Origin of the sequence: Collimonas fungivorans, from assembly GCF_001584145.1 — a bacterium.
GTDB lineage: Bacteria > Pseudomonadota > Gammaproteobacteria > Burkholderiales > Burkholderiaceae_D > Collimonas > Collimonas fungivorans.
The window spans coordinates 1,956,589-1,977,753 of sequence record NZ_CP013232.1 but is presented as its reverse complement, the minus strand read 5'-3'; the positions used below and the strand labels follow the sequence as shown (position 1 = coordinate 1,977,753).

The window sequence follows — 21,165 nt, the reverse complement described above, 5'->3', positions numbered from 1 at the left end:
TCCATAAAAAATATAAACATGAGACAAGACCCCACCCCGGCTTCCACCCCAGCCGACTACCGCGATCCGGATTTCCTGCGCGACCGGATGCGGCGCGACATCGCCTTCTTCCATCCGCGCGCGATCGATCCCGCCGGCGGGTTTTTCCATTACCTGAACGACGACGGCAGCGTCTACGACAGCGCCAGCCGGCACCTGGTCAACAGCAGCCGGATGGTGTTTTGCTACGCCCTGGCCTGGCGCCTCGACGGCAAGGAAGAATACCGCGAGGCAGCGCGCCATGGCTTGCGCTTCTTGCAGCAGCGGCATTGGCAACCGTCTTACGGCGGTTATGCCTGGGTGCTGGAAAACGGCGTCGCCGTCGACCGCACCCAGCATTGCTACGGCCTGGCGTTCGTGCTGCTGGCGCATGCCCACGCGCTGCGCATAGGCATCAGCGAAGCCGCCGACGGCGTCGCCGCGACTTTTGACCTGATGGAAAAATTGTTCTGGTCGGCAGCGGATGGTTTGTACGCCGATGAAGCAACGCCCGCTGGCGCGGTGTCGCCTTACCGCGGCCAGAACGCCAACATGCACAGTTGCGAAGCCCTGATCGCCGCCTTTGAAGCGACCGGAGAGCAGCGCTACCTGCAGCGCGCCGAGCTGCTGGCGCACAACATCACGGTGCGCCAGGCAGCGCTGGCCGACGGCTGGATCTGGGAGCATTACCACGCCGACTGGAGCGTGGACTGGGAATACAACCGCCACGACAGCAGCAACATGTTCCGGCCGTGGGGGTTCCAGCCCGGCCACATGACCGAATGGTCCAAGCTGTTGCTGCTGCTGGAACGCCATCGCGCACACCTGCAAGGCGATGCCGGCTGGCTGCTGCCGCGCGCCCGGGCGCTGTTCGACGTCACCATGCCGGCCGCCTGGGACCAGGAATCGGGCGGCCTGGTATACGGGCTGGCGCCGGACGGCAGTGTCTGCGATGGCGACAAGTATTTCTGGGTGCAGGCCGAATCGCTGGCCACCGCGGCTTTGCTGGCGGCGCGCAGCGGGGACCAGGCTTATTGGGACAGCTACGTCAAACTGTGGGCATACAGCGCCGCGCACCTGATAGACCAGGAACGCGGCGGCTGGTACCGCATCCTGCGCCAGGACAACCTGCGCTATGGCCCGGAAAAACCGCCGCACGGCAAGACCGATTTCTACCATCCGATGGGCGCCTACCTGGAAGCACTGGCCGCGGCCGGCAGTCCGCTCGAATAAACCGCACTAAAAAAATCACATTAAACATTGCATGGATGCCGTTATGTCTGACAAACCCGTTCTCCCCTTCCCTCAATTCATCAGCGCCGGCGAAGCTCTGACCGACCTGATACGGGTCGGCGCCGACCAGTGGCTGAGCAAGACCGGCGGCTCGACCTGGAACGTAGCTCGTGCCGCCGCCAGCCTCGGCGTTTCTTCGGCGTTTGCCGGCGCCATCAGCCAGGACTGGTTCGGCGACGAGCTGTACGCCGCCAGCCAGGCAGCCGGCCTCGACCTGCGCTTCCTGCAGCGCGCCGCGCGCTCGCCGCTGCTGGCCGTGGTCTATGAAACCACGCCGCCGCAATACAATTTCATCGGCGACAACAGCGCCGACCTGTCGTTCGACCCAAGCCTGCTGCCGGACGGCTGGCAGCAGGCGGCGTCATGGGTGCACTTCGGCGGCATCAGCCTGACGCGCTCGCCGCTGGCGGAGCACTTGATCGAACTGGCCGAGGATCTGCACAGCCGCGGCGTGAAAATAAGCTACGACCCGAATTTCCGCAATGTCATGGACCAGCGTTACGATCCGGTGCTGAAAAAAATGGCGCAGCTGGCCGATGTAATCAAGGTCTCGGACGAAGACCTGGCCGGCCTGTTCCGCACCGACGACACCGAAGCCGCCCTGGCGACACTGCGCGGCTTCAATCCAGCCGCAACCGTGTTGCTGACTCTGGGTTCGCAAGGCGCCGCCATCCATGCCGGCGACCAGTACTGGCAAGTGGCGCCGCCGCCGATCACCGTAGTCGATACGGTCGGCGCGGGGGACGCCGGCATTGCCGGACTGATCTATTCGCTGATACAGGAAACCCAGGAAACCGCTGCTGCACCTGCAACATCGGGCCGGCCTGCGGCGCCCGACTGGCTGCAGCATCTGCGTTTTTCGATCGCCTGCGGTTCTGCCGCCTGCCTCAATGCCGGGGCCAAACCACCGCAACTGGCGCAGGTTCGCGCCTTGCTGGAAAAAATCTGAGGCGGCGATCCGCTTACCCCGCAGTGCAAGATAAATGTATCTAAATTACTTGTAGTAAAAATACAGACAAAAAAATTTCCACAGAAAAACAAATAAAAAAATCACCAAACAAGGGCATTTTTGATAGGCCTTTCTGTTGCCACAACTATGCAAACGATGCATGAAAATTTTGCCGGTGCTGTAAATTAGCAACAGAAATATAGTAAAACTACACAAATAAAACAAAAATTTCACAAACCAGTTTACCATCCTTAACAACAAAGAAATCGGCATAACAACAAGTAACAGCGCAAGCAATAACGAAAGCCCGGTTCAAGAATTTCGAGCTACACAAGACTCGGAAAGCAGTGGTCAACGCCACATTTTTACTTAGGAGATGAAATGAGAAAATCTGTTCTGAAAGCCCTACCGTTGGCCAAGCCACTCGCGGTTGCAGCTGCACTGGCCTGCGCCCTCGTCGGCCAAGCCCAAGCGCAAACCAGCGTGACCATCTACGGTCGCGTTGACGCTGGCATCAACTATCAAAGCAATCAAGTCAACAGAAACGCAGATGGCAGCATCACTCGCGGCGGCCAATGGGGCATCGGCGGCAACGAATGGGGTACCAGCATGTTCGGTATCAAGGGCACTGAAGATCTGGGCGGCGGCTTGAAAGCCCTGTTCACATTGGAAAACGGCTTTGACGCCAGCAACGGCCAAGTCAACGGCGGTTCCGGCCTGTGGACACGTCGCTCTTTCGTCGGCCTGAACGGCAGCCTCGGTACTGTAAAAATCGGTCGCGACCTGGCACTGCCAAGCGACCGGGTATGGAGCATCGATCCTACCGGCCAACAGAACATGAGTACTTCGACCCTGTTCAAAGGCCGCAACTGGCCGCAAACCAGCAACCAGATCCAGTACATCACGCCTGACATGGGCGGCCTCTACGTGCACGTCATGTACGGCGCCGGCGAAGCTGCAGGATCGTTCACACGCGGACCAACCGGTTCCAACATCGGCAACAGCACTGGCATCGCAGTCGGTTTCGTACAGCCAAACTATGAATTGCTGGCGATGTACGATACAGCGCGCAGCCAAAGCGGCGAATACAACGACCTGTTCTCGCGTTCGAAGGAAATCACCGTCGGCGGTAACGTGACCATCAGCAAGGTGAAACTGTATGCTGGCTGGCAAAACCTGTCGGCGCCTGCTCAGATCGTCACGACTGACGGCACCATGGCAGCAGCCAACAAAGCCAACCAGTTCTGGCTCGGCGCAAACTACCAGCTGACACCAGCCCTGACACTGATCGGCGCGGCTTACCACGTCAAGCTTAACCACGACGTCGGCAGCGCCAACCTGTTCATGGTCGGCACCAACTACAGCCTGTCGAAACGCACTCTGCTGTACGCAAGCGTTGGTACCATCCGCAACGGTTCGAACACCGATTTCCAAGTTCAGACCGGCAGCAGCGATGGTTTGGTTGGACAGAACCAAAGCACGTTCTACACTGGTATCAGCCACTCGTTCTAAGACAGCAGACAACAACCTGCGCGCCGCTTGAGCTCGGCGCGTCGGTTGAGCCTGCCAGCACTACCGTTGTGCTTGCCGCGTGAGTGGCATTAGTGAGAGACGTCCCTGGGTAACTCCCAGACTTTGCCCATTCGCGTGCGAATGGGCATTTTTTATGGGCGAACGGTTTACACGCTTGCTTGAACCAATGCAAGGCGCCAGAAGCGTACGGGGAATGGCGGAAACGCCCGGAGCGGGTGCTGCCGCTTATTTCCCCGAAACAAGAAAATAAGCGGCTACGGGCTGTTATTTGATATGGGAAATGACATTCGGCGACAAGGTCACTTCCTGGTCGCTGCGCTTCGATTGCGCCGGCTTGCCATCGCCTTCGGCGGTGATCTTGTCGCTGTCCGACTCGCCCAGCGAGGCGATATGGGTCAGGATGCCGCGCTTGGCCTGGCGCTGCAGTTCGGCAAACGGGCTGGAGCGGTTGAGCGACACGCCTACCGCCAGCACATCGATCAGCAGCAGCAGCAGGATCCGCGACACCATCGGGATGTGCATCATGCTGCTCTCGTCGTGCTCGACCGCCAGAGTATAGTGCGCGCGCTTGGCCAGTTGCGAATTGCTGGGCGCCAGGGCAATGATGGTGGCGCCGGAATGCACCGCGACCTCGACTGCCGGCGCCAGGTGGCGCAAACGCCCCGAATTCGAAATCACCACCACGACATCGCTGCTCTTCAGCATGGCGGCGGAAACTTCCTGCAGCTGCGGATCGGTATATGCCGAGGATGGAATCCCCAGGCGGAAGAATTTCTGCTGCGCATCCTCCGCCACCAGGCCGCAGCTGCCGAAGCCGTAGAACTCGATACGGCTGGCCTGGCTCAATACTTCGATCACACGCGACAAGGTATCGGCGTTGAGGTTGTCGCGCACTTCCATCATCGCGGAAATGGTGTTGTCGACCACCTTGACGCCAACATCCAGCGAGGAGTCGCCGACATGCACCTGGCTGTGCGCAACCGGCACCGTGCCGGTGACGCCGGAAGCCAGCTTCAGCTTGAAATCGGCCAGGCCCTGGCATCCCATGGTGCGGCAGAAACGGATCACGGTCGGCTGGCTGACGTCGGCGCGCCTGGCGATTTCCGAAATCGGCTCGCTCATCACGGCGCGCGGATGGGCCAGGATCAGGCTGGCGACCTTCTGCTCGGCCGGCGAAAACTGGTCGCGCGCCTTGCGTATCTTCTCCAGGATAGGCACGGCGTTGCCGCCGCCCAGATGCTCGGAAAGAATCGCGGCGACGCCGACAAACGCCGGATACGGCGCGGTAATCACAAAAGTAGGGATTCTTGCCAGGTAGTTGCTGAAGCGCCCCTTGCTCTCGAAGCGGGCGCGGAACGGCGAACGCGCGAAATACTCGCCCAGGCGCGGCACCACGCCGCCGCCGATGTACAAGCCGCCCAGTGTACCCAGGGTCACCGCGACGTCGCTCGCCACCGTTCCCAGCATGGCGCAAAAGACTTCTACCACTTCCATGCACAGGCCATCCTGGCCTTGCAGCGCGCGTTCGACGATCTGCGCCGTCTGCAGAGGTTCAGGCTTGGCGATGCCCTGCATATCAGACAAGGCCTGGTAAATCATTTCGATGCCGGGGCCGGAAACCAGGCGCTCGGCCGAAACGTGCGGATAAGTACGCCAGCAGTAAGCCAGCACCGCTGCCTCGCGCGCATCACTAGGCGCAAACGTGACGTGGCCGCCCTCGCTGCCCAGCGCGATCCAGCGGCCCTCGGTAGGAATCAGGCCGCCGACGCCGAGCCCGGTGCCGGCGCCGACCAGGCCGACCACGCCGCCGCTCAGCGCCCTGCCGCCGCCGACTTGCATGCAATGCGCTTGCTCCAGGTGCGGCAAGGACATCGACAGCGCGGTGAAATCGTTGACCACCAGCAGCGTATCGAGGTTCAGGCGGCGGCGCGTGGTTTCTATCGAAAATTCCCAATCGTGATTGGTCATCTTGATATCGTCGCCCTGCACCGGATTGGCGATGGCGATCGCCGCATGCCGCACCTGCGGATGCTCGCTGCCGGACAAATAAGCTTCCACCGCCAGTGCAAACTCGGCGTAATCGGCGCAACGCAAGGTCTGTATCGAATCGATCTGGCCCGGCGCCCGCTCCAGCCCGAAGCGCGCATTGGTGCCGCCGACGTCCGCCAGCAGACGCGGGCCATCCAGATAGCTAGTTGCCGGATTCTCGCTAGCGCTCATGATCGTGGATGAAGACATGGTGTAAAACTTTCACTTAAATACTGTTAGTAGGATGGGCGGCGGCGATTGTTTCGCCATGCCACGCTTCTCAAATTTTTCGACCAGGAATTCAACGGTCTTCCGGCCACTGGGCGCCGGCGCGCGCCATCATCGCGAACGATGCGGTCGGCCCCCAGCTGCCTGCCATATACGGCTTAGGCGGAGACGAGCTGCCTTGCCAATGACGCAGCAGCGGCTCGACCCAGCGCCAGGCGGCTTCCTGCTCGTCGCGCCGCACGAACAGAGACAAATTTCCACGGATGGCATCCAGCAGCAAACGCTCATAGGCCTCTGCCCGGCGCTGCTTGAACGCCTGGTCGAACGCCAGGTCCAGCGCCACTGGCTGTACTGTCATGCCGTCGCCCGGCTGTTTGGCCAGGCAATGCAGCTGAATCGATTCATCCGGCTGCAGGCGGATCACCAGGCGATTGCTGCTGCCCCCGGCCAGGCCGCCCGGCATCGGCAAGATGGCGTGCGGGATAGGCCGGAAAGTGATCACGATTTCCGCCGTACGCTGCGCCAGGCGCTTGCCGGTGCGCAGGAAAAACGGCACGCCGGCCCAGCGCCAGTTGTTGATCTCGGCATGCAGGGCGACAAAGGTTTCCGTCTGCGATTCCGCCCCGACTCCCGGTTCTTGCCGGTATGCCGCGACCGATTTGTCGTCGACTGCACCCGCCACGTACTGGCCGCGCACCGCCTTGAGTTCCATGTCTTCCGCCGAAAACGGCTTGAGGGCGCGCAACACCCGCAATTTCTCGTCGCGCACGGCGTCCGCATCCAGCGAGGTAGGCGGCTCCATCGCCACCATGCACAATAATTGCAGCAGATGGTTCTGCACCATGTCGCGCATGGCGCCGGTGCCGTCATAGAACTCGCCGCGGCCTTCGACTCCTAGTTGTTCAGCGATCGTCAGCTGCACATGCGCCACCGATTCGCGCCGCCACAGCGGTTCAAACAAGGAATTGGCAAAACGCAGGGCCAGCAGGTTTTGCACCGCTTCCTTGCCTAAATAATGGTCGATGCGATAAATCTGCTCTTCGGCGAAGACCCGGGCTACCGCATCGTTGATCGCTCGCGACGACAGCAAATCGTGGCCCAGCGGCTTCTCCAGCACCAGCCGCGCCTGCGACAGGTCGATCCCGCTGGCGGCAAGATTGGCGCAGATAGGCTCGAACAGCGAGGGCGATGTCGCCAGGTAAAACACTGACACCGCCTTGCTGTCGGCCAGCGCATTTGCCAGCACCTGGTAACCGGGACGGTCCAGCAGATCCAGCGGCAGGTAGGTAATACGCGCCAGGAATCCCTGCCAGTGCGCCTCGTCCACCCCGCTCTTTACGTACGGGATAGCGCTCTTGCTGACCCAGGCCAGGTAATCCTCCTGGCTGAAGTCCTGCTTGGCGACGCAAATGATGCGACCATCCTGATGCAGCTTCCCTTCCCGATGGGCAACAAACAACGCCGGAAGTATCTTCCGCATCGATAAGTCGCCGGTCGCTCCGAACAGCGTGAAAGTAAAAGGAATAGTGGGTTGCATCAAAATTTTTGTAATAAATAAAAAACTTATATTGCAATATTAATGTAGCATTACTACAATTACAAGCGGCGTAAGGAGTAATTCCTTCATATTTACAGGGAAACTCAAGATCGCATGTAGTTTTACTAGTTTTTCACATGATACACATGGGTAGATAATTGCGCAGGGTTCGAACTAGGTAAAAGAACGCAGCCTTGCGGCATTTCTCGGCCGTTATGTACATGCGGGTTTGAAGTGGGAGCAACAAAGCAGTGTCTGGCCTGGCGGCAGCCACAATAGGGTGCCGGCAAGCTTTTGCAAGGATTATCATCAGGTAATAAAGTATCGGGTTAAGTATCAGGTTAAGTATTTATTGCAGACTATTTCTCAACACAGGAGACAAGAATGAAACTGAATCAAATAATAAAATCGGTATTCGCAACTACTGCACTGCTGTCCAGCGCCGCCGCGGTGCACGCGGCTGAAGTCGAAGTGCTGCATTACTGGACATCGGGCGGCGAAGCCAAATCAGTCGCCGAGTTGAAAAAGATCATGGAAGCCAAGGGCGTCACCTGGAAGGATTTTGCGGTTGCCGGCGGCGCTGGCGAAAACGCTACCACCGCGCTGAAAGCCCGCGTGATTGCAGGCAGCCCTCCGACGGCAGCCCAGATCAAGGGGCCATCGATCCAGGAATGGGGCCAGGAAGGCGTGCTGGCTAACATCGATGCCGCGGCTACCGCGGGCAAATGGGATTCGCTGCTGCCTAAGGTAGTCTCCAACACCATGAAATACCAAGGTCACTATGTGGCCGCGCCGGTCAATGTGCACCGCGTCAACTGGCTCTGGATCAATCCTGAAGTCCTGAAAAAAGCCGGCGCCAAAGTGCCGACCACCTGGCCTGAATTCTTCGATGCTGCAGACAAGATCCAGAAAGCCGGCTTCATCGCCGTCGCCCAAGGCGGCCAGCCTTGGCAAGATGCAACCGTGTTTGAAACCGTTGCGCTGGGCGTAGGCGGCGCCGACTTCTACAACAAGGCGCTGGTCAAGCTCGATCCGGCCACCCTGACCGGTCCGACCATGGTCAAGACCTTCGACACGCTGGGCAAGATCAAGGGCTATATCGACAAGGACGCTCCTGGCCGCGACTGGAACCTGGCGACCGCGATGGTCATCAACGGCAAGGCCGGCATGCAGTTCATGGGCGACTGGGCCAAGGGCGAATTCACCGCTGCCGGCAAGCAGCCAGGCAAGGACTTCCTGTGCGCACCGGCTCCCGGCACCGCCAAGTCGTATACCTACAACATCGATTCGATCGCCATGTTCAAGGTCAAGAATCCTGATTCGCAAAAAGCTCAGCTGACCCTGGCCACCGCCATCATGAGCCCGGAATTCCAGGAAGTGTTCAACCTGAACAAGGGTTCGATCCCGGTCCGCCCTGACATCCCGCGCACCAAGTTCGACAGCTGCGCCATCGAGTCGATGGACGACATGGCCGCGTCCAGCAAAGCCGGCACGCTGGAGCCAAGCATGGCGCACGGCATGGCAGTCAGCTCCGCGGTACAGGGCGCCATGTTCGACGTCGTTTCCAAGTTCATGCATTCGAACATGACTTCGCAGGCCGCAGTACAGGCGCTGGCAAAAGCAGCAAAAACACAATAATTTACTGGTAGATGAGTATTTTTGCTGTTTGCCTAGTGTATTTTTTAGAGTAAAAGAGAAGCGGGGCCGAAGCGAGTAACATCGATTCGGCCCCCGCCGTGTCCGGCGATGCCAATGCTGCACCGCCGGACACGGCTCTGATGCTGCTTCAGGAGATTTGCATGTCCGATCACACCCTCCCCTATACAGCTGCGGCTGCCGGGAGTCCAAGCCACACGCCCAAGCAGCAAGGGCGTATTGCGGCAATTGCCGATGCCTGGCTGCCACGCCTGGTATTGTCACCCACCATCATCCTGTCGCTGGTCTTCGTGTATGGCTTCATCGGCGTCACCGCCTGGCTGTCGCTGACCAATTCGCGCATGATGCCGAATTACGAGATTTCCGGTTTCAATCAATACGCTACGCTGTTCGCCCTCGACCGCTGGTGGGTAGCTGCCGCCAACCTGGGCATTTTCGGCGGTCTGTTCATTCTGTTCTGCCTGGCGATCGGCCTCTTCATGGCGATCCTGCTGGACCAGAAAATCCGCGCTGAAGGCGCATTGCGCGCCATCTACCTGTACCCGATGGCTCTGTCCTTCATCGTCACCGGCGCCGCCTGGAAGTGGATCTTGAATCCAGGCCTGGGCCTGGAAAAAATGATGCACGACTGGGGCTTCGCCAATTTCCATTTCGACTGGCTGGTCAATTCCGATTTTTCCATCTATACCGTGGTGATCGCCGGCGTCTGGCAATCCTCAGGCTTCGTGATGGCCTTGTTCCTGGCCGGCCTGCGCGGCATCGACGACAGCATCATCAAGGCTGCCATGGTCGACGGCGCCAGCTTGCCGACCATCTATCGCCGCATCGTCATCCCGGCGCTGCGTCCTGTGTTCTTCAGCGTGCTGCTGGTGCTGGCGCATATCGCCATCAAGAGCTTCGACTTGGTGATGGCGCTGACTGCCGGCGGCCCTGGCACTTCTTCCGACGTGCCGGCAATTTTCATGTATCAGTTTTCTTTCACACGCGGTCAACTTGGCCTTGGCGCGGCATCGGCAATGATGATGCTGGCCACCGTACTGGCAGTGCTGGTGCCCATGATGTACCTGGAAACCAAAGGAGCGCGCAATGGCCGCTGACAGCACCAGCAACACCATCTATAACGAAAACAGCAAGCTGAGCATCGGCCGCGTCGTCATTTACGCCCTGCTGGTACTGTGTGCGCTGTACTACCTGGCCCCGCTGTATGTAATGCTGAGCACCTCGGTCAAGACGCTGGATGAAATCCGCTCCGGCAACCTGCTGTCCTTTCCCCTGTCGCCTACCGGCGCGGCCTGGAGCAAAGCCTGGAGCACCGCCTGCACCGGCGTCGACTGCAACGGCCTTGAACCGTTCTTCATGAACTCGATCAAGATGGCGGTGCCGGCGGTCCTGATTTCGACCTTCGTCGGCTCGCTCAACGGCTACGTGCTGGCGCACTGGCGTTTCCGCGGTTCGGAAATCATGTTCACCGCGCTGATGGTGGGCTGCTTCATCCCGTTCCAGGTAGTGATCCTGCCGATGGCGCGCCTGCTGGGCATGGCCGACATGGCCAACACCACGCCTGGCTTGGTGTTTGTCCATATCGTCTACGGTATCGCGTTCACCACGCTGTTCTTCCGCAACTACTATGTGACGGTGCCGGAAGAACTGGTCAAGGCTGCCCGCATCGATGGCGCAGGTTTCTTCATGACCTACTGGAAAATCATCTTCCCGCTGTCGCTGCCGATTTTCATGGTCTGCTTCATCTGGCAGTTCACGCAAATCTGGAATGACTTCCTGTTCGGCGTGGTGTTCGGCGGCTCCGACGCCAAGCCGGTCACAGTGGCCCTGAACAACCTGGTGAATACGTCCACCGGAGTGACTGAATACAACGTCAACATGGCGGCGGCCATCATTGCCGCCTTGCCGACGCTGGTGGTGTATCTGCTGGCGGGTAAATATTTTGTGCGCGGCCTGACTGCTGGTGCGGTCAAGGGCTAAAAGCAGCTGCTGCGGCTCTGCGCCGCGGCACGCAGTTGCTAACCGCGGTTGCTAATAAATAAATTATTTAAGGAATCATCTAAAGATGGCAAGCTTATCAATTCGCAATGTGCGCAAGGTTTACCCGAACGGCAATGAAGTCCTCAAGGGCATCGACCTGGAAATCGAAGACGGCCAGTTCCTGATTCTGGTCGGCGGCTCGGGCTGCGGCAAATCGACGCTGCTGAACATGATCGCCGGGCTGGAAACGGTATCCGAAGGACAGATCATGATCGGCGACCGCTGCGTCAACGATGTTGCGCCAAAAGAACGCGACATCGCCATGGTGTTCCAGTCCTACGCCCTGTATCCGACCATGACGGTGCGCGAGAACATTTCGTTTGGCCTGGGCATCCGCAAGGTGCCGAAAGCGGAACAGAAACAGATCGTCGACCGCGTCGCCACCACCTTGCAGATCACCCACCTGCTGGACCGCAAGCCAGCCCTGCTGTCGGGCGGACAACGGCAGCGCGTCGCCATGGGCCGCGCCATCGCGCGCGATCCGTCGCTGTTCCTGTTCGATGAGCCGCTGTCCAACCTGGACGCCAAGCTGCGGGTCGAGATGCGCGCCGAAATCAAGCTGATGCATCAGCGCCTGGGCAGCACCATCGTCTACGTTACGCATGACCAGATCGAAGCGATGACCCTGGGCGACCGTATCGCCGTGATGAAGGATGGCGTGGTGCAGCAGTTCGGCAGCCCGCAGGAAATCTACGACAATCCAAGCAACCTGTTTGTCGCCGGTTTCATCGGTTCCCCATCCATGAATTTCATGCGCGGCAACCTGGTCGCCAACGGCCATGGCCCGGCATTCGAACTCGAGCACGCCGGGCAAAAAACCCTGCTGCCGCTGGCGCCGGTGCAAGCGCAGGATCCGCAAATCGCTTCCTGGATCGGCCGTGAAGTCATCCTCGGCATCCGTCCGGAACATGTTACGGACGCCCTGAGCGCGCGCGGTTCGGAAGTCAGCGACAGCAACGGCAGTTACCATCCGACCGAAGTCGGCTGCACCGTGGAACTGACCGAACCGACCGGCCCTGACACGCTGGTGTTTACTACTTTCAACAATGCTCGCGTGACTTGCCGTACCCACCCGCGCGCAGCTGCCAAGCCGAAGGACCAGATGCAACTGGCGTTCGACCTGTCGAAAGCAGTCCTGTTTGACGCCAAGACCGAAGAACGCATCAGTTGAATGAATGGACCGTAGCCACGCAGGATATTGCTGATCTGTCCATGCGTGGCAAACCGCTGTAAATTGCGTAGAATGGAAGGACGGCATTTCCGCAGTATTCTCGCGCTGTATCCCGGCGCAGTATTTCCGCGCAGTACTTCCGACTAACCGTCCCTGCCCTTCTACGCTGCCATGAACCAACTCGAACAACTCAAGCAATACACCACCATTGTTGCCGATACCGGCGATTTCCAGTCTATCAAGGCATTTGCGCCGCGCGACGCCACCACCAATCCGTCGCTGATCCTGAAAGCGGTGCAAAAGCCGGAATACCAGCCGCTGCTGAGCCAGACAGTCAAGGAACACGCGCAGCTGTCGACTGCCGACATCATCGACCACCTGCTGATCACATTCGGTAAGGAAATCCTGAAAATCATTCCGGGGCGGGTTTCCACCGAAACCGATGCGCGCCTGTCGTTCGATACCCAAGGCAGCATCGACAAAGGACACGCCCTGATCAAGCTGTATGAAGCAGCCGGGATAGACCGCGAGCGCGTGCTGATCAAGATCGCCTCCACCTGGGAAGGCATACGGGCCGCCGAAGTGCTGCAGAAGGCCGGCATCCATTGCAACCTGACCTTGCTGTTTTCCATGCCGCAGGCGATTGCCTGCGCCGAAGCCAAGGTGCAGCTGATCTCGCCGTTTGTCGGCCGCATCTACGACTGGTACAAAAAATCCAGCGGCCAGGACTACGCCGGCGCCGACGATCCCGGCGTGCAGTCGGTCAAGCAGATCTACAATTATTTCCGCAAATTCGGCTACGCCACCGAAGTCATGGGCGCCAGCTTCCGCAATACCTCGCAAATCGTCGAACTGGCCGGCTGCGACCTGCTCACCATCAGCCCCGACCTGCTGCAGAAACTGGCGGAGAGCGAAGCGCCAGTCGGCCGCAAGCTCAGCCTTGAAGAAGCGCAGCAGAGCGACCTGAAGAAAATCGACCTGGACGAAACCATTTTCCGCACCATGCTGAACGACGATGCGATGGCTACTGAAAAACTGTCGGAAGGCATACGCCAGTTCAGCGCCGATGCGGTCAAGCTGGAAAAACTGGTGGATGCGTTGCGCTAAGCAGCCTCACAGCCATGCATCAAGCGATGCAATAAAAAATGGCCCCGATTTGAATTGGGGCCATTTTTTTGCTTACTTGAATACTACCGTCTTGTGCCCGTTGAGCAGGATCCTGTGCTCGACAAACCATTTCACCGCCCGCGCCAGCACCACGCATTCGACATCGCGGCCGATTGCCGTCAATGTGTCAGGTTCCATCGCGTGGTCGACGCGCGCCACATCCTGTTCGATGATCGGTCCCTCGTCGAGGTCGCCGGTGACAAAATGGGCGGTCGCGCCGATCAGCTTGACGCCGCGTTCATGCGCCTGGTAGTAGGGCTTGGCGCCTTTGAAACTGGGCAGGAAGGAATGATGGATATTGATGGCGCGCCCCGTCAGCGCGGTGCACATGGCCGGCGACAGGATCTGCATGTAGCGCGCCAGCACCACCAGGTCGATGTTATTGGCTTCGACGATATCCAGCACCTTGGCTTCCTGCGCCTGCTTGGCTTCCTTGGAAGCGCCGGCAGCCAAAGGCAGGTGATGGAAGGGGATGTTGTAGCTGGCGGCCAGCTGGTAGAAATCGGTATGGTTGGACACGATGGCTGAAATTTCCACCGGCAGCAAACCGCTCTTGTAGCGGAACAGCAAGTCATTCAGGCAATGCCCGATTTTCGACACCATCAGCATCAGACGCGGCTTCTTGTGCGCATCATGCAGCTGCCATTGCATCTGCATGGTGTCGGCGAGCGCGGCGAATTCCGCTCTCAGGCGCTCTTCGACAATCGCTGCGTCTTCGGACGAAAAATGCACGCGCATGAAAAACAGCTGCGACTGCGCGTCGCCGAACTGGGCCGAATCGATGATGTTGCAGCCGTGGTCAGCCAGGAAACCGGAGACGCGATGGACGATCCCGCGCTGGTCGAGGCAGGACAAGGTGAGGATGTATTCTGGATAGCTCATATTTTTGTGTAAAGCAGGAAGCGCTTTAGCGTTGCGCTAAAACTACTATTGTCGCATGCCTGCATGCACATGACAAAAAAACCAGGGCAGCATTGTCGCCATCCTGGTTTTTTCGCAAACAGACAACGCCGGCCGCTATCCACGGCCGGACGGGCTGCCGGCCTTGCTCGAAGGCCGCTCAGCCGGGGTACCGCCTTAAGCTACGGCGGTAACCGCAGCTGGCTTGCTGCTGGACGACGACGAGGTGCCGACTTGCACTTCGCCGGTCAGCTGGCCGCCTTCTTCGATGACAACCTTGCCATAACGGATTTTCCCGGAAACCTTGCCGGTCGAATAGATCACCAGTTTTTCACGGACGGTCAGGTCGCCGTCGAATTCGCCGTAGATTTCAGCCAGGTCGATTTCAGCCGAACCCTTGAATGCGCCTTTTTCCGCGATATGGATCACGCGCGAATTCATCGTCGCCTCAACCCGGCCCTCAACCACCAAGGTATCGCAATCGGTGATTTCGACGCCCTTGAGCTTGATGTTCGGGCCGACGATCAGTTTGCTGCCGACTTCATTGGTGCTGGATGCGGAATGACTGGCTGGAGTGCTCACAGGATTGTTCGCCTTTGGAATGGAAGTGCTGCCGGAAGTCAGGTTGCTGCTGGCGCTGAACGGGGAGTTTGGTGTCGGTGTTTCTCGCTTGCCGCCGAAAAACGAATTCTCTGATTTAAGCATGGGGTCTCCTGGAAGGTGTTGCTTGCACTAACGGGTCAGCGCTTCGATATACAATGAAAATGACCATATAAGACAAAGGTCACACAGCTTTCGAGAAGACCCTCCGCAAAAAGTTCATAGCTAAAATCATTAATTTGTAACCGACGCCCCAATGCGGTGGCCGGCAAAAATCACCCGCATCGGTTTTTGATTATCAATCATTTATCGTCTGTGCGCACGACAAAGATAGGCGGCAAGAGCAAAACGACGTCGCTGATATTGCTATGGCAATGCCAGGACCCGGCAGATCGGCCGCGCCGGCGATCTGCCGGCGGCAATGCGTTACAATCTCATGATCCGTTTCAGCTATTACAAAAAAATGCGCCAATACCTAGATCTCATGCGCCATGTGCAACAGCATGGCACCGTCAAGACCGACCGCACCGGCACCGGCACCCGCTCGGTGTTCGGCTACCAGATGCGCTTCAACCTGCAAGAGGGCTTTCCCTTGCTGACCACCAAGAAGCTGCATCTGCGGTCGATCATCCATGAACTGATCTGGTTTCTCAACGGTTCGACCAATATCCAGTATCTAAAAGACAATGACGTAAAAATATGGGATGAATGGGCCGACGGCGACGGCAACCTGGGGCCGATCTACGGTTATCAGTGGCGCTCCTGGCCAGCGCCGGGCGGCGAGCATATCGACCAGATCAAGCAAGTGGTCGAGCAGATCAAGAGCAACCCCGATTCGCGCAGGCTGATCGTCTCGGCCTGGAACGTCGCCGATATCCCGCAGATGAAACTGCCGCCCTGCCATGCCTTCTTCCAGTTCTACGTGGCCGACGGCAAACTGTCCTGCCAGCTGTACCAGCGCAGCGCCGACATCTTCCTCGGCGTGCCCTTCAACATCGCGTCCTACGCCCTGCTGACCCACATGATGGCGCAGCAATGCGGTTTGGAGGTGGGGGATTTTATCTGGACCGGCGGCGACTGCCATCTGTACTCCAACCACACCGAGCAGGTCGAGCTGCAGCTGTCGCGCACTCCGGGCCCGTTGCCACGGCTGGAAATCAAGCGCCATCCGGACTCGATTTTCGATTATCGTTTCGAGGATTTCGAAATCGTCGATTACCACCCGCAAGCGCACATCAAGGCGCCGGTCGCGGTGTAGGGCGGGTGGGCACCTGTGCCCACGCGTCACCTCAAATCCACCATTGAACGGTGGGCAGTTGCCCACCCTGGTTAGCTGCCCTGCGTCACCGGTTCGGCGGCTGGGCTGACGTGCACATCCTGCCAGCCCCCGCCCAGGGCTTTATACAACGATACCGTGGCTTTCAGGCGCTTCAGCTTAATCTGGCCCAGTTCGTTCTGCACTTCCGACAGCGAACGCTGGGTATCCAGCACCGTCATCAAATCTTCGGCGCCGACCCGGTAACGGATTTCCGACAATTCGAAAGCAAAACGCGCCTGCTCCATTTCCGTGACTTTCAGCTTGCGCTGCTCATCCAGGCTGCGGATCTGCCCCAGCGCCGTATCGACTTCCGACAACGCCGCAATCACGGTTGAGCGATAGATCTGCACCAGCTCCTGTTTCTGCGCAATCGCCAGGTCGCGCTGGCTGTTCAGGCGGCCGGCGTCGAAAATCGGCGCCACCAGTCCGGCGCCGAGGTTGGCCAGCATGTTGGGGCCGTTGAACAACGACAGCAATGCATTGCTCTGGCCGCCGGCCGAGCCGGTCAGGCGAATGCTGGGAAACAGCGCGGCGCGGGCGTTGGCGACGTTGGCGTTGGCGGCCGCCAGCTCAGCCTCGGCGTGGCGGATATCCGGACGGCGCGACAGCAGTTCCGACGGCAAACCAGGCGTCACCTGCGGCAGTAAAATCTTGGCGAGTCCCGGCTCGTTGACGGTAAAGGTCTGCGGCGGCCGGCCCAGCAGGATCGCCAGCGCGGTTTGCGCCTCGCGTTCTTGCTGCTTGAGGTCGGGAATCACGGCTTTCTGTCCTGCCACCGCCGAGCGCTGCCGCGCCAGGTCCAGCGGCGAGGCAGAACCGGCGCGGCTTTGCGCCGACACCAGCTTCAGCACGCGTTCCGCATTGTCGACGTTTTGCTGGGCGATTTCGATGCGGTCGCGCAGCGACAATACTTGCAGGTAGGTCGAGACGATGCCGCTGGTGACGGTCAGCGCCACCGTTTCCCGGTCATAGCGGTTGGCTTGCAAGGACGCTTCCGCGGCCGCCAGCCCGGCCCTGTTCTTGCCCCAGAAATCGACTTCATAACCGATCTCGACCAGGCCGCTGGTAGAGGTCACGGCGCTGCCGCTGGAGGCGAGCGGCACCGCACGGTTGACGCTGGTCGAAAAATCCGCATTCGGCAGCAAAGGCGCGCCGGCAATCCGTGCCTGCGCCTCGGCCTGCCGCACGCGCGAGATGGCAGCGGCGATTTCCAGGTTACTGGACTGCCCTTGCGCCACCAGCTGGCTCAATTCGTCGCTGCCGAAACGTTTCCACCAGCCGCTGTCGGGCCAGTCCTGCTCGCCGGTGTTGGCCGACAGATCCCAGCTCTGCGGGATCTCGACGCTGGGCGTCGGCTCCCGGATTTCGATCTGGCTGGCGCAGGCCGACAGCAGCAGCACGCTGGCGCAGGCTGCCATGGATGGCCAGCGACGAGAGAATGAATGATTCATCGGCGGCTCCGTCAGCGTGCTTTAGGCGCGGATGCCGCCGCCGATGCTGCGTTCTTGACCGCAGCCGGCGCCACTGCAGCTGCCGCCGCGCCTGCCACCACCTGTTCGCCCGGCTCCAGGCCCGACAGCACCTGCGCCATCTGCTCGTTGCGAATGCCGATTTTTATCTTGCGCGGACTAACTTGCTGGCCGGCGCCAGCCACATTCACCAGATAACTGCCGTCAGCGTCCGCCTTGCCCAGCAGCGCTGCCGGCAGCAGCACCGCATCGCGCGCCTGCGCCAGCACAAAGCGCACCTGCGCGCTCATGCCGCTCATCAGTTCCTGCTGCGGGTTGTCGACTTCGAACAGGACGTTGTAGAAAGTCTGCTTGCCTTGTTCGCCCGAACTGTCGGCCGGCACCGGCACCACTTGCCGCAACTTGCCAGTCCAGCGCTTGCCTGGATAACCCGGCGTGGTGAAATAGGCGGTCATTCCCTTGCGCAGCAACGGCACATCGATTTCCGCAACCCTGGCTTGCACCGTCAGCCGGCTCAGGTCGGCGATCCGCAGCAGCGGCGCCACGGTCTGGCCGGGGCCTATCGCCTGGCCCGGACGCGCCGCCACCGACACCACGGTGCCGCTGATCGGCGCCGTTACCTGCGTATGGCTGCGTGTTTCCTCGTCGTCCTTCATGGTGCTTTCAGTCTGCCGGATCTGGGCATTGATCGCTTCCACCCGGGCCGCCGCCGAATACATGCTCATGCGGCTCGATTCGAATGATTCCTCGCGCGTGGCGTTTTCCGCTTTCAGCTGGGTCTGGCGCTTGTACTGCAGCTCGGCAAAATCAAGCTGCGCCCGCTGGTCCGCCAGTTCCGCCTGCAACCGCGCCAGCTGCGCGCGGTTGCTTTCCAGCCGCGCCGACGGCAGGGTCGGCGTGATCTCGACCACCATCTTGCCAGCCTTGACGTCATCGCCCACCGATACCAGCACATCCTTGATCTGGCCCGATGCCTGGGCCACGACGTCGCTGTATTTATGCAATTGCAGCTTGCCGTTGGCAAACACCGCCTGTTCGATATCGCCGCGCCGCACCGTTTCCGTCTGCAGCCGCACCGGCGCCGGCTTGGGCGCCGGCGGCGGCCGCTGGCCGAACGCCTTCCATACCAGGAAGCCCGCCCCCACTGCAATCAGGAGCGCCAGGATTGCAGTCAGCCAGCGCCGGCCGGAATGGCCGAACGCGGTTGGCAAAGCGGATTTATCGGTCGGTTCAACAGTCATCGGAGCAAACTCAGGAATAATCAAATTTCAGGAACAATGAACAACGTTTTTTGAGTTTGTTTCAAGCCAGCGCAGCCTGGGTTTCGCCCGGCAGCACGTCTTCATCCACTTCCTCGCCGAGGAAACCGCCGCTCTGGTGCGCCCACAAGCGTGCATACAGGCCGCCGTGTTCCAGCAGGCTGCGGTGATCGCCCTCTTCCACTATGCGGCCCTTGTCGAGCACGATCAGGCGATCCATGGCGGCAATGGTCGACAGGCGGTGCGCAATCGCCACCACCGTCTTGCCTTCCATCAGCCGGTACAAGCTGGCCTGGATCGCTGCTTCGACTTCCGAATCGAGCGCGCTGGTCGCCTCGTCCAGCAGCAGGATAGGCGCGTCTTTCAGCATCACGCGCGCGATCGCAATCCGCTGCCGCTGCCCGCCGGACAGCTTGACGCCGCGTTCGCCGACGTGGGCGTCGTAGCCGGTGCGGCCCTTGGGATCGGTCAGCGTCAGGATGAAATCATGCGCTTCGGCCCGCTGCGCCGCCACCAGCATGTCGGCGTCGGTGGCGTCGGGACGGCCGTACAGCAGGTTGTCGCGCACCGAACGGTGCAGCAAGGAAGTATCCTGCGTCACCATGCCGACCTGCGCCCGCAAGCTGTCCTGCGTGACATGCGCAATGTCTTGGCCGTCGATCAGGATGCGGCCCTGTTCGACGTCGTAGAAGCGCAGCAGCAGGTTGACGATAGTCGATTTGCCGGCGCCCGAACGGCCTACCAGGCCGATCTTTTCGCCGGAGCGGATGTGCAGCGACAATTGGTCGATCACCGGCCGCTGGCCGCCATAGGCAAAACCGACGCGGTCGAAATCGAGCGTGCCCTGCTTGACCTGCAATGGCTTGGCATCAGCCTGGTCGAGCACCGCCTGCTGGCGCGACAAGGTGTTGATGCCGTCCTGCACCGTACCCACCTGTTCGAACAAGGAAGCAAATTCCCACATCACCCAGTGCGAAATGCCGTTCAGGCGCAAGGCCATGGCGGTCGCCGCCGCCACCGCGCCGATGCCGACCTGGCCCTGAGTCCACAGCCACAGCGCAACGCCGGCGGTGCTCAGGATCAGCAGCATGCTCAAGGTGTGGTTGACGATTTCAAACCCGGTCACCAGGCGCATCTGGCCGTGCACCGTCTGCAGGAATTCCTGCATCGCCGAGCGCGCATACCCAGCCTCGCGGCCTGCATGCGAGAACAGCTTGACGGTAGCGATGTTAGTGTAAGCGTCGGTAATGCGACCGGTCATCAGGGAACGGGCATCGGCCTGGGCCTTGGCGACTTTGCTCAGGCGCGGCACGAAATAGCGCAGCGCAGCGCCATACAGCGCCAGCCAGCCGAGGAACGGCACCAGCATCCAGCCGTCGAAACTGCCCACCACCGCCACCATGGTGACGAAATAGATCATCACGAACACCAGGATGTCACACAGGATCATGCAGACGTCGCGCACTGCCAGCGAAGTCTGCATCACTTTGGTGGCAACCCGGCCGGCAAACTCGTCCTGGTAGAAATGCATGCTCTGGTTCAGCATCAGGCGATGGAATTTCCAGCGCAGCAGCATCGGGAAGTTACCCGCCAGCGCCTGCTGCTTGAACATGCTTTGCAAGGCGACGATCACCGGGCTGGCCAGCAGTATCCCCGCCAGCAACAGCAGGTTGCCGCTTTCATGGCGCCACAGGTCCGCCGGCTGCACATGGCCCAGCCAGTCGACGATCCGTCCCATCATGGCAAACAGCAAGGCTTCGAACGCGCCGGTGACGGCAGTCAGCAAGGTCATCGCAATGATGTAGGGACGCAGACCCTTGGTGCAGGCCCAGACAAACGCAAAAAAACCGCGCGGCGGCGGCGTCATGACCGTATCCGGATATGGATACAACAGTCTTTCGAACCAACCAAACATGGAAATGCTCCAAAAATAGGCAGGGCAAAAACCTAGCCCAAGCCCAACAGTATATTGTAAATTTAGCAGGCGGTTCCGAATGCA

The 21,165-nt window shown here is 59.9% G+C and carries 16 protein-coding genes; 9 read left to right on the top strand and 7 right to left on the bottom strand.

All coding sequences use genetic code 11. From position 1 onward, the window contains the following. The first annotated feature begins 18 nt into the window (after positions 1-18). From CFter6_RS08430 to CFter6_RS08420, 3 genes are all read left to right on the top strand, one after another. Positions 19-1,251 (top strand): AGE family epimerase/isomerase, encoded by a 1,233-nt coding sequence (locus CFter6_RS08430; protein ID WP_061539549.1) that lies wholly within the window; start codon positions 19-21, stop codon positions 1,249-1,251. 43 nt (positions 1,252-1,294) lie between these two features. After that, positions 1,295-2,260 (top strand): carbohydrate kinase family protein, encoded by a 966-nt coding sequence (locus CFter6_RS08425; protein ID WP_061539548.1) that lies wholly within the window; start codon positions 1,295-1,297, stop codon positions 2,258-2,260. Positions 2,261-2,641: 381 nt separating this feature from the next. Further along, a complete protein-coding gene (locus tag CFter6_RS08420; protein ID WP_061539547.1) occupies positions 2,642-3,772 on the top strand; it encodes a porin in 1,131 nt (376 codons plus the stop codon). 285 nt (positions 3,773-4,057) lie between these two features. On the opposite strand, the gene CFter6_RS08415 is transcribed toward CFter6_RS08420, so the two are convergent. Continuing rightward, a complete protein-coding gene (locus CFter6_RS08415; RefSeq protein WP_061539546.1) occupies positions 4,058-6,031 on the bottom strand; it encodes a glucokinase in 1,974 nt (657 codons plus the stop codon). Positions 6,032-6,122: 91 nt separating this feature from the next. Further along, complete coding sequence (gene zwf, locus CFter6_RS08410) at positions 6,123-7,586, bottom strand: glucose-6-phosphate dehydrogenase (RefSeq protein ID WP_061539545.1); 1,464 nt, start codon at positions 7,584-7,586, stop codon at positions 6,123-6,125. A 384-nt stretch (positions 7,587-7,970) separates the two neighbouring features. Here zwf and CFter6_RS08405 point away from each other — a divergent pair, with 384 nt between their 5' ends. The 5 genes from CFter6_RS08405 (at position 7,971) to tal (ending at position 13,560) form a co-directional block, all read left to right on the top strand. After that, the gene (locus CFter6_RS08405) at positions 7,971-9,224 is read left to right on the top strand and encodes an ABC transporter substrate-binding protein (RefSeq protein ID WP_014005430.1); all 1,254 of its coding nucleotides are present in this window, start codon (positions 7,971-7,973) and stop codon (positions 9,222-9,224) included. Positions 9,225-9,460: 236 nt separating this feature from the next. Then, a complete protein-coding gene (locus tag CFter6_RS08400; RefSeq protein ID WP_167351453.1) occupies positions 9,461-10,339 on the top strand; it encodes a carbohydrate ABC transporter permease in 879 nt (292 codons plus the stop codon). After that, positions 10,329-11,222: a carbohydrate ABC transporter permease gene (locus CFter6_RS08395; protein WP_061539544.1), complete on the top strand. Its 894-nt coding sequence runs from the start codon at positions 10,329-10,331 to the stop codon at positions 11,220-11,222. The genes CFter6_RS08400 and CFter6_RS08395 overlap by 11 nt, the downstream gene beginning before the upstream one ends. Positions 11,223-11,307: 85 nt before the next feature. Beyond that, positions 11,308-12,453: an ABC transporter ATP-binding protein gene (locus CFter6_RS08390; protein WP_061539543.1), complete on the top strand. Its 1,146-nt coding sequence runs from the start codon at positions 11,308-11,310 to the stop codon at positions 12,451-12,453. A 171-nt stretch (positions 12,454-12,624) separates the two neighbouring features. After that, complete coding sequence (tal, locus tag CFter6_RS08385) at positions 12,625-13,560, top strand: transaldolase (RefSeq protein WP_061539542.1); 936 nt, start codon at positions 12,625-12,627, stop codon at positions 13,558-13,560. 72 nt (positions 13,561-13,632) lie between these two features. Here the strand turns inward: tal and purU are convergent, their stop codons facing one another. Together purU and CFter6_RS08375 are read right to left on the bottom strand one after the other, a co-directional pair. Continuing rightward, positions 13,633-14,502 (bottom strand): formyltetrahydrofolate deformylase, encoded by an 870-nt coding sequence (gene purU / locus CFter6_RS08380; RefSeq protein WP_061539541.1) that lies wholly within the window; start codon positions 14,500-14,502, stop codon positions 13,633-13,635. Between the two features lie 195 nt (positions 14,503-14,697). After that, on the bottom strand, positions 14,698-15,225 hold the full coding sequence (locus CFter6_RS08375; protein WP_061539540.1) for a bactofilin family protein: 528 nt from the start codon (positions 15,223-15,225) through the stop codon (positions 14,698-14,700). Between the two features lie 358 nt (positions 15,226-15,583). Between CFter6_RS08375 and CFter6_RS08370 the strand changes: the two genes are divergently transcribed. Next, positions 15,584-16,378: a thymidylate synthase gene (locus tag CFter6_RS08370; RefSeq protein WP_061542269.1), complete on the top strand. Its 795-nt coding sequence runs from the start codon at positions 15,584-15,586 to the stop codon at positions 16,376-16,378. Between the two features lie 71 nt (positions 16,379-16,449). Here CFter6_RS08370 and CFter6_RS08365 read toward each other — a convergent pair whose 3' ends face one another. From CFter6_RS08365 to CFter6_RS08355, 3 genes are all read right to left on the bottom strand, one after another. Next, a complete protein-coding gene (locus CFter6_RS08365; RefSeq protein WP_061539539.1) occupies positions 16,450-17,889 on the bottom strand; it encodes an efflux transporter outer membrane subunit in 1,440 nt (479 codons plus the stop codon). Between the two features lie 11 nt (positions 17,890-17,900). Further along, positions 17,901-19,148, bottom strand: a complete 1,248-nt coding sequence (locus tag CFter6_RS08360; RefSeq protein ID WP_061539538.1) for an efflux RND transporter periplasmic adaptor subunit — start codon at positions 19,146-19,148, stop codon at positions 17,901-17,903. 61 nt (positions 19,149-19,209) lie between these two features. Further along, positions 19,210-21,081 (bottom strand): ABC transporter ATP-binding protein, encoded by a 1,872-nt coding sequence (locus CFter6_RS08355; protein WP_061539537.1) that lies wholly within the window; start codon positions 21,079-21,081, stop codon positions 19,210-19,212. Positions 21,082-21,165 lie beyond the last annotated feature (84 nt).

What these genes read in the sequence shown, in the direction of transcription:
- CFter6_RS08405 (WP_014005430.1), top strand. Translation starts at nt 7,971, where the DNA reads ATGAAACTGAATCAAATAATAAAATCGGTATTCGCAACTACTGCACTG.
- CFter6_RS08390 (WP_061539543.1), top strand. Translation starts at nt 11,308, where the DNA reads ATGGCAAGCTTATCAATTCGCAATGTGCGCAAGGTTTACCCGAACGGC.
- CFter6_RS08395 (WP_061539544.1), top strand. Translation starts at nt 10,329, where the DNA reads ATGGCCGCTGACAGCACCAGCAACACCATCTATAACGAAAACAGCAAG.
- CFter6_RS08370 (WP_061542269.1), top strand. Translation starts at nt 15,584, where the DNA reads ATGCGCCAATACCTAGATCTCATGCGCCATGTGCAACAGCATGGCACC.
- zwf (WP_061539545.1), bottom strand. Translation starts at nt 7,586, where the DNA reads ATGCAACCCACTATTCCTTTTACTTTCACGCTGTTCGGAGCGACCGGC.
- CFter6_RS08430 (WP_061539549.1), top strand. Translation starts at nt 19, where the DNA reads ATGAGACAAGACCCCACCCCGGCTTCCACCCCAGCCGACTACCGCGAT.
- CFter6_RS08355 (WP_061539537.1), bottom strand. Translation starts at nt 21,081, where the DNA reads ATGTTTGGTTGGTTCGAAAGACTGTTGTATCCATATCCGGATACGGTC.
- CFter6_RS08420 (WP_061539547.1), top strand. Translation starts at nt 2,642, where the DNA reads ATGAGAAAATCTGTTCTGAAAGCCCTACCGTTGGCCAAGCCACTCGCG.
- purU (WP_061539541.1), bottom strand. Translation starts at nt 14,502, where the DNA reads ATGAGCTATCCAGAATACATCCTCACCTTGTCCTGCCTCGACCAGCGC.
- CFter6_RS08415 (WP_061539546.1), bottom strand. Translation starts at nt 6,031, where the DNA reads ATGTCTTCATCCACGATCATGAGCGCTAGCGAGAATCCGGCAACTAGC.
- CFter6_RS08360 (WP_061539538.1), bottom strand. Translation starts at nt 19,148, where the DNA reads ATGACTGTTGAACCGACCGATAAATCCGCTTTGCCAACCGCGTTCGGC.
- CFter6_RS08425 (WP_061539548.1), top strand. Translation starts at nt 1,295, where the DNA reads ATGTCTGACAAACCCGTTCTCCCCTTCCCTCAATTCATCAGCGCCGGC.
- tal (WP_061539542.1), top strand. Translation starts at nt 12,625, where the DNA reads ATGAACCAACTCGAACAACTCAAGCAATACACCACCATTGTTGCCGAT.
- CFter6_RS08375 (WP_061539540.1), bottom strand. Translation starts at nt 15,225, where the DNA reads ATGCTTAAATCAGAGAATTCGTTTTTCGGCGGCAAGCGAGAAACACCG.
- CFter6_RS08365 (WP_061539539.1), bottom strand. Translation starts at nt 17,889, where the DNA reads ATGAATCATTCATTCTCTCGTCGCTGGCCATCCATGGCAGCCTGCGCC.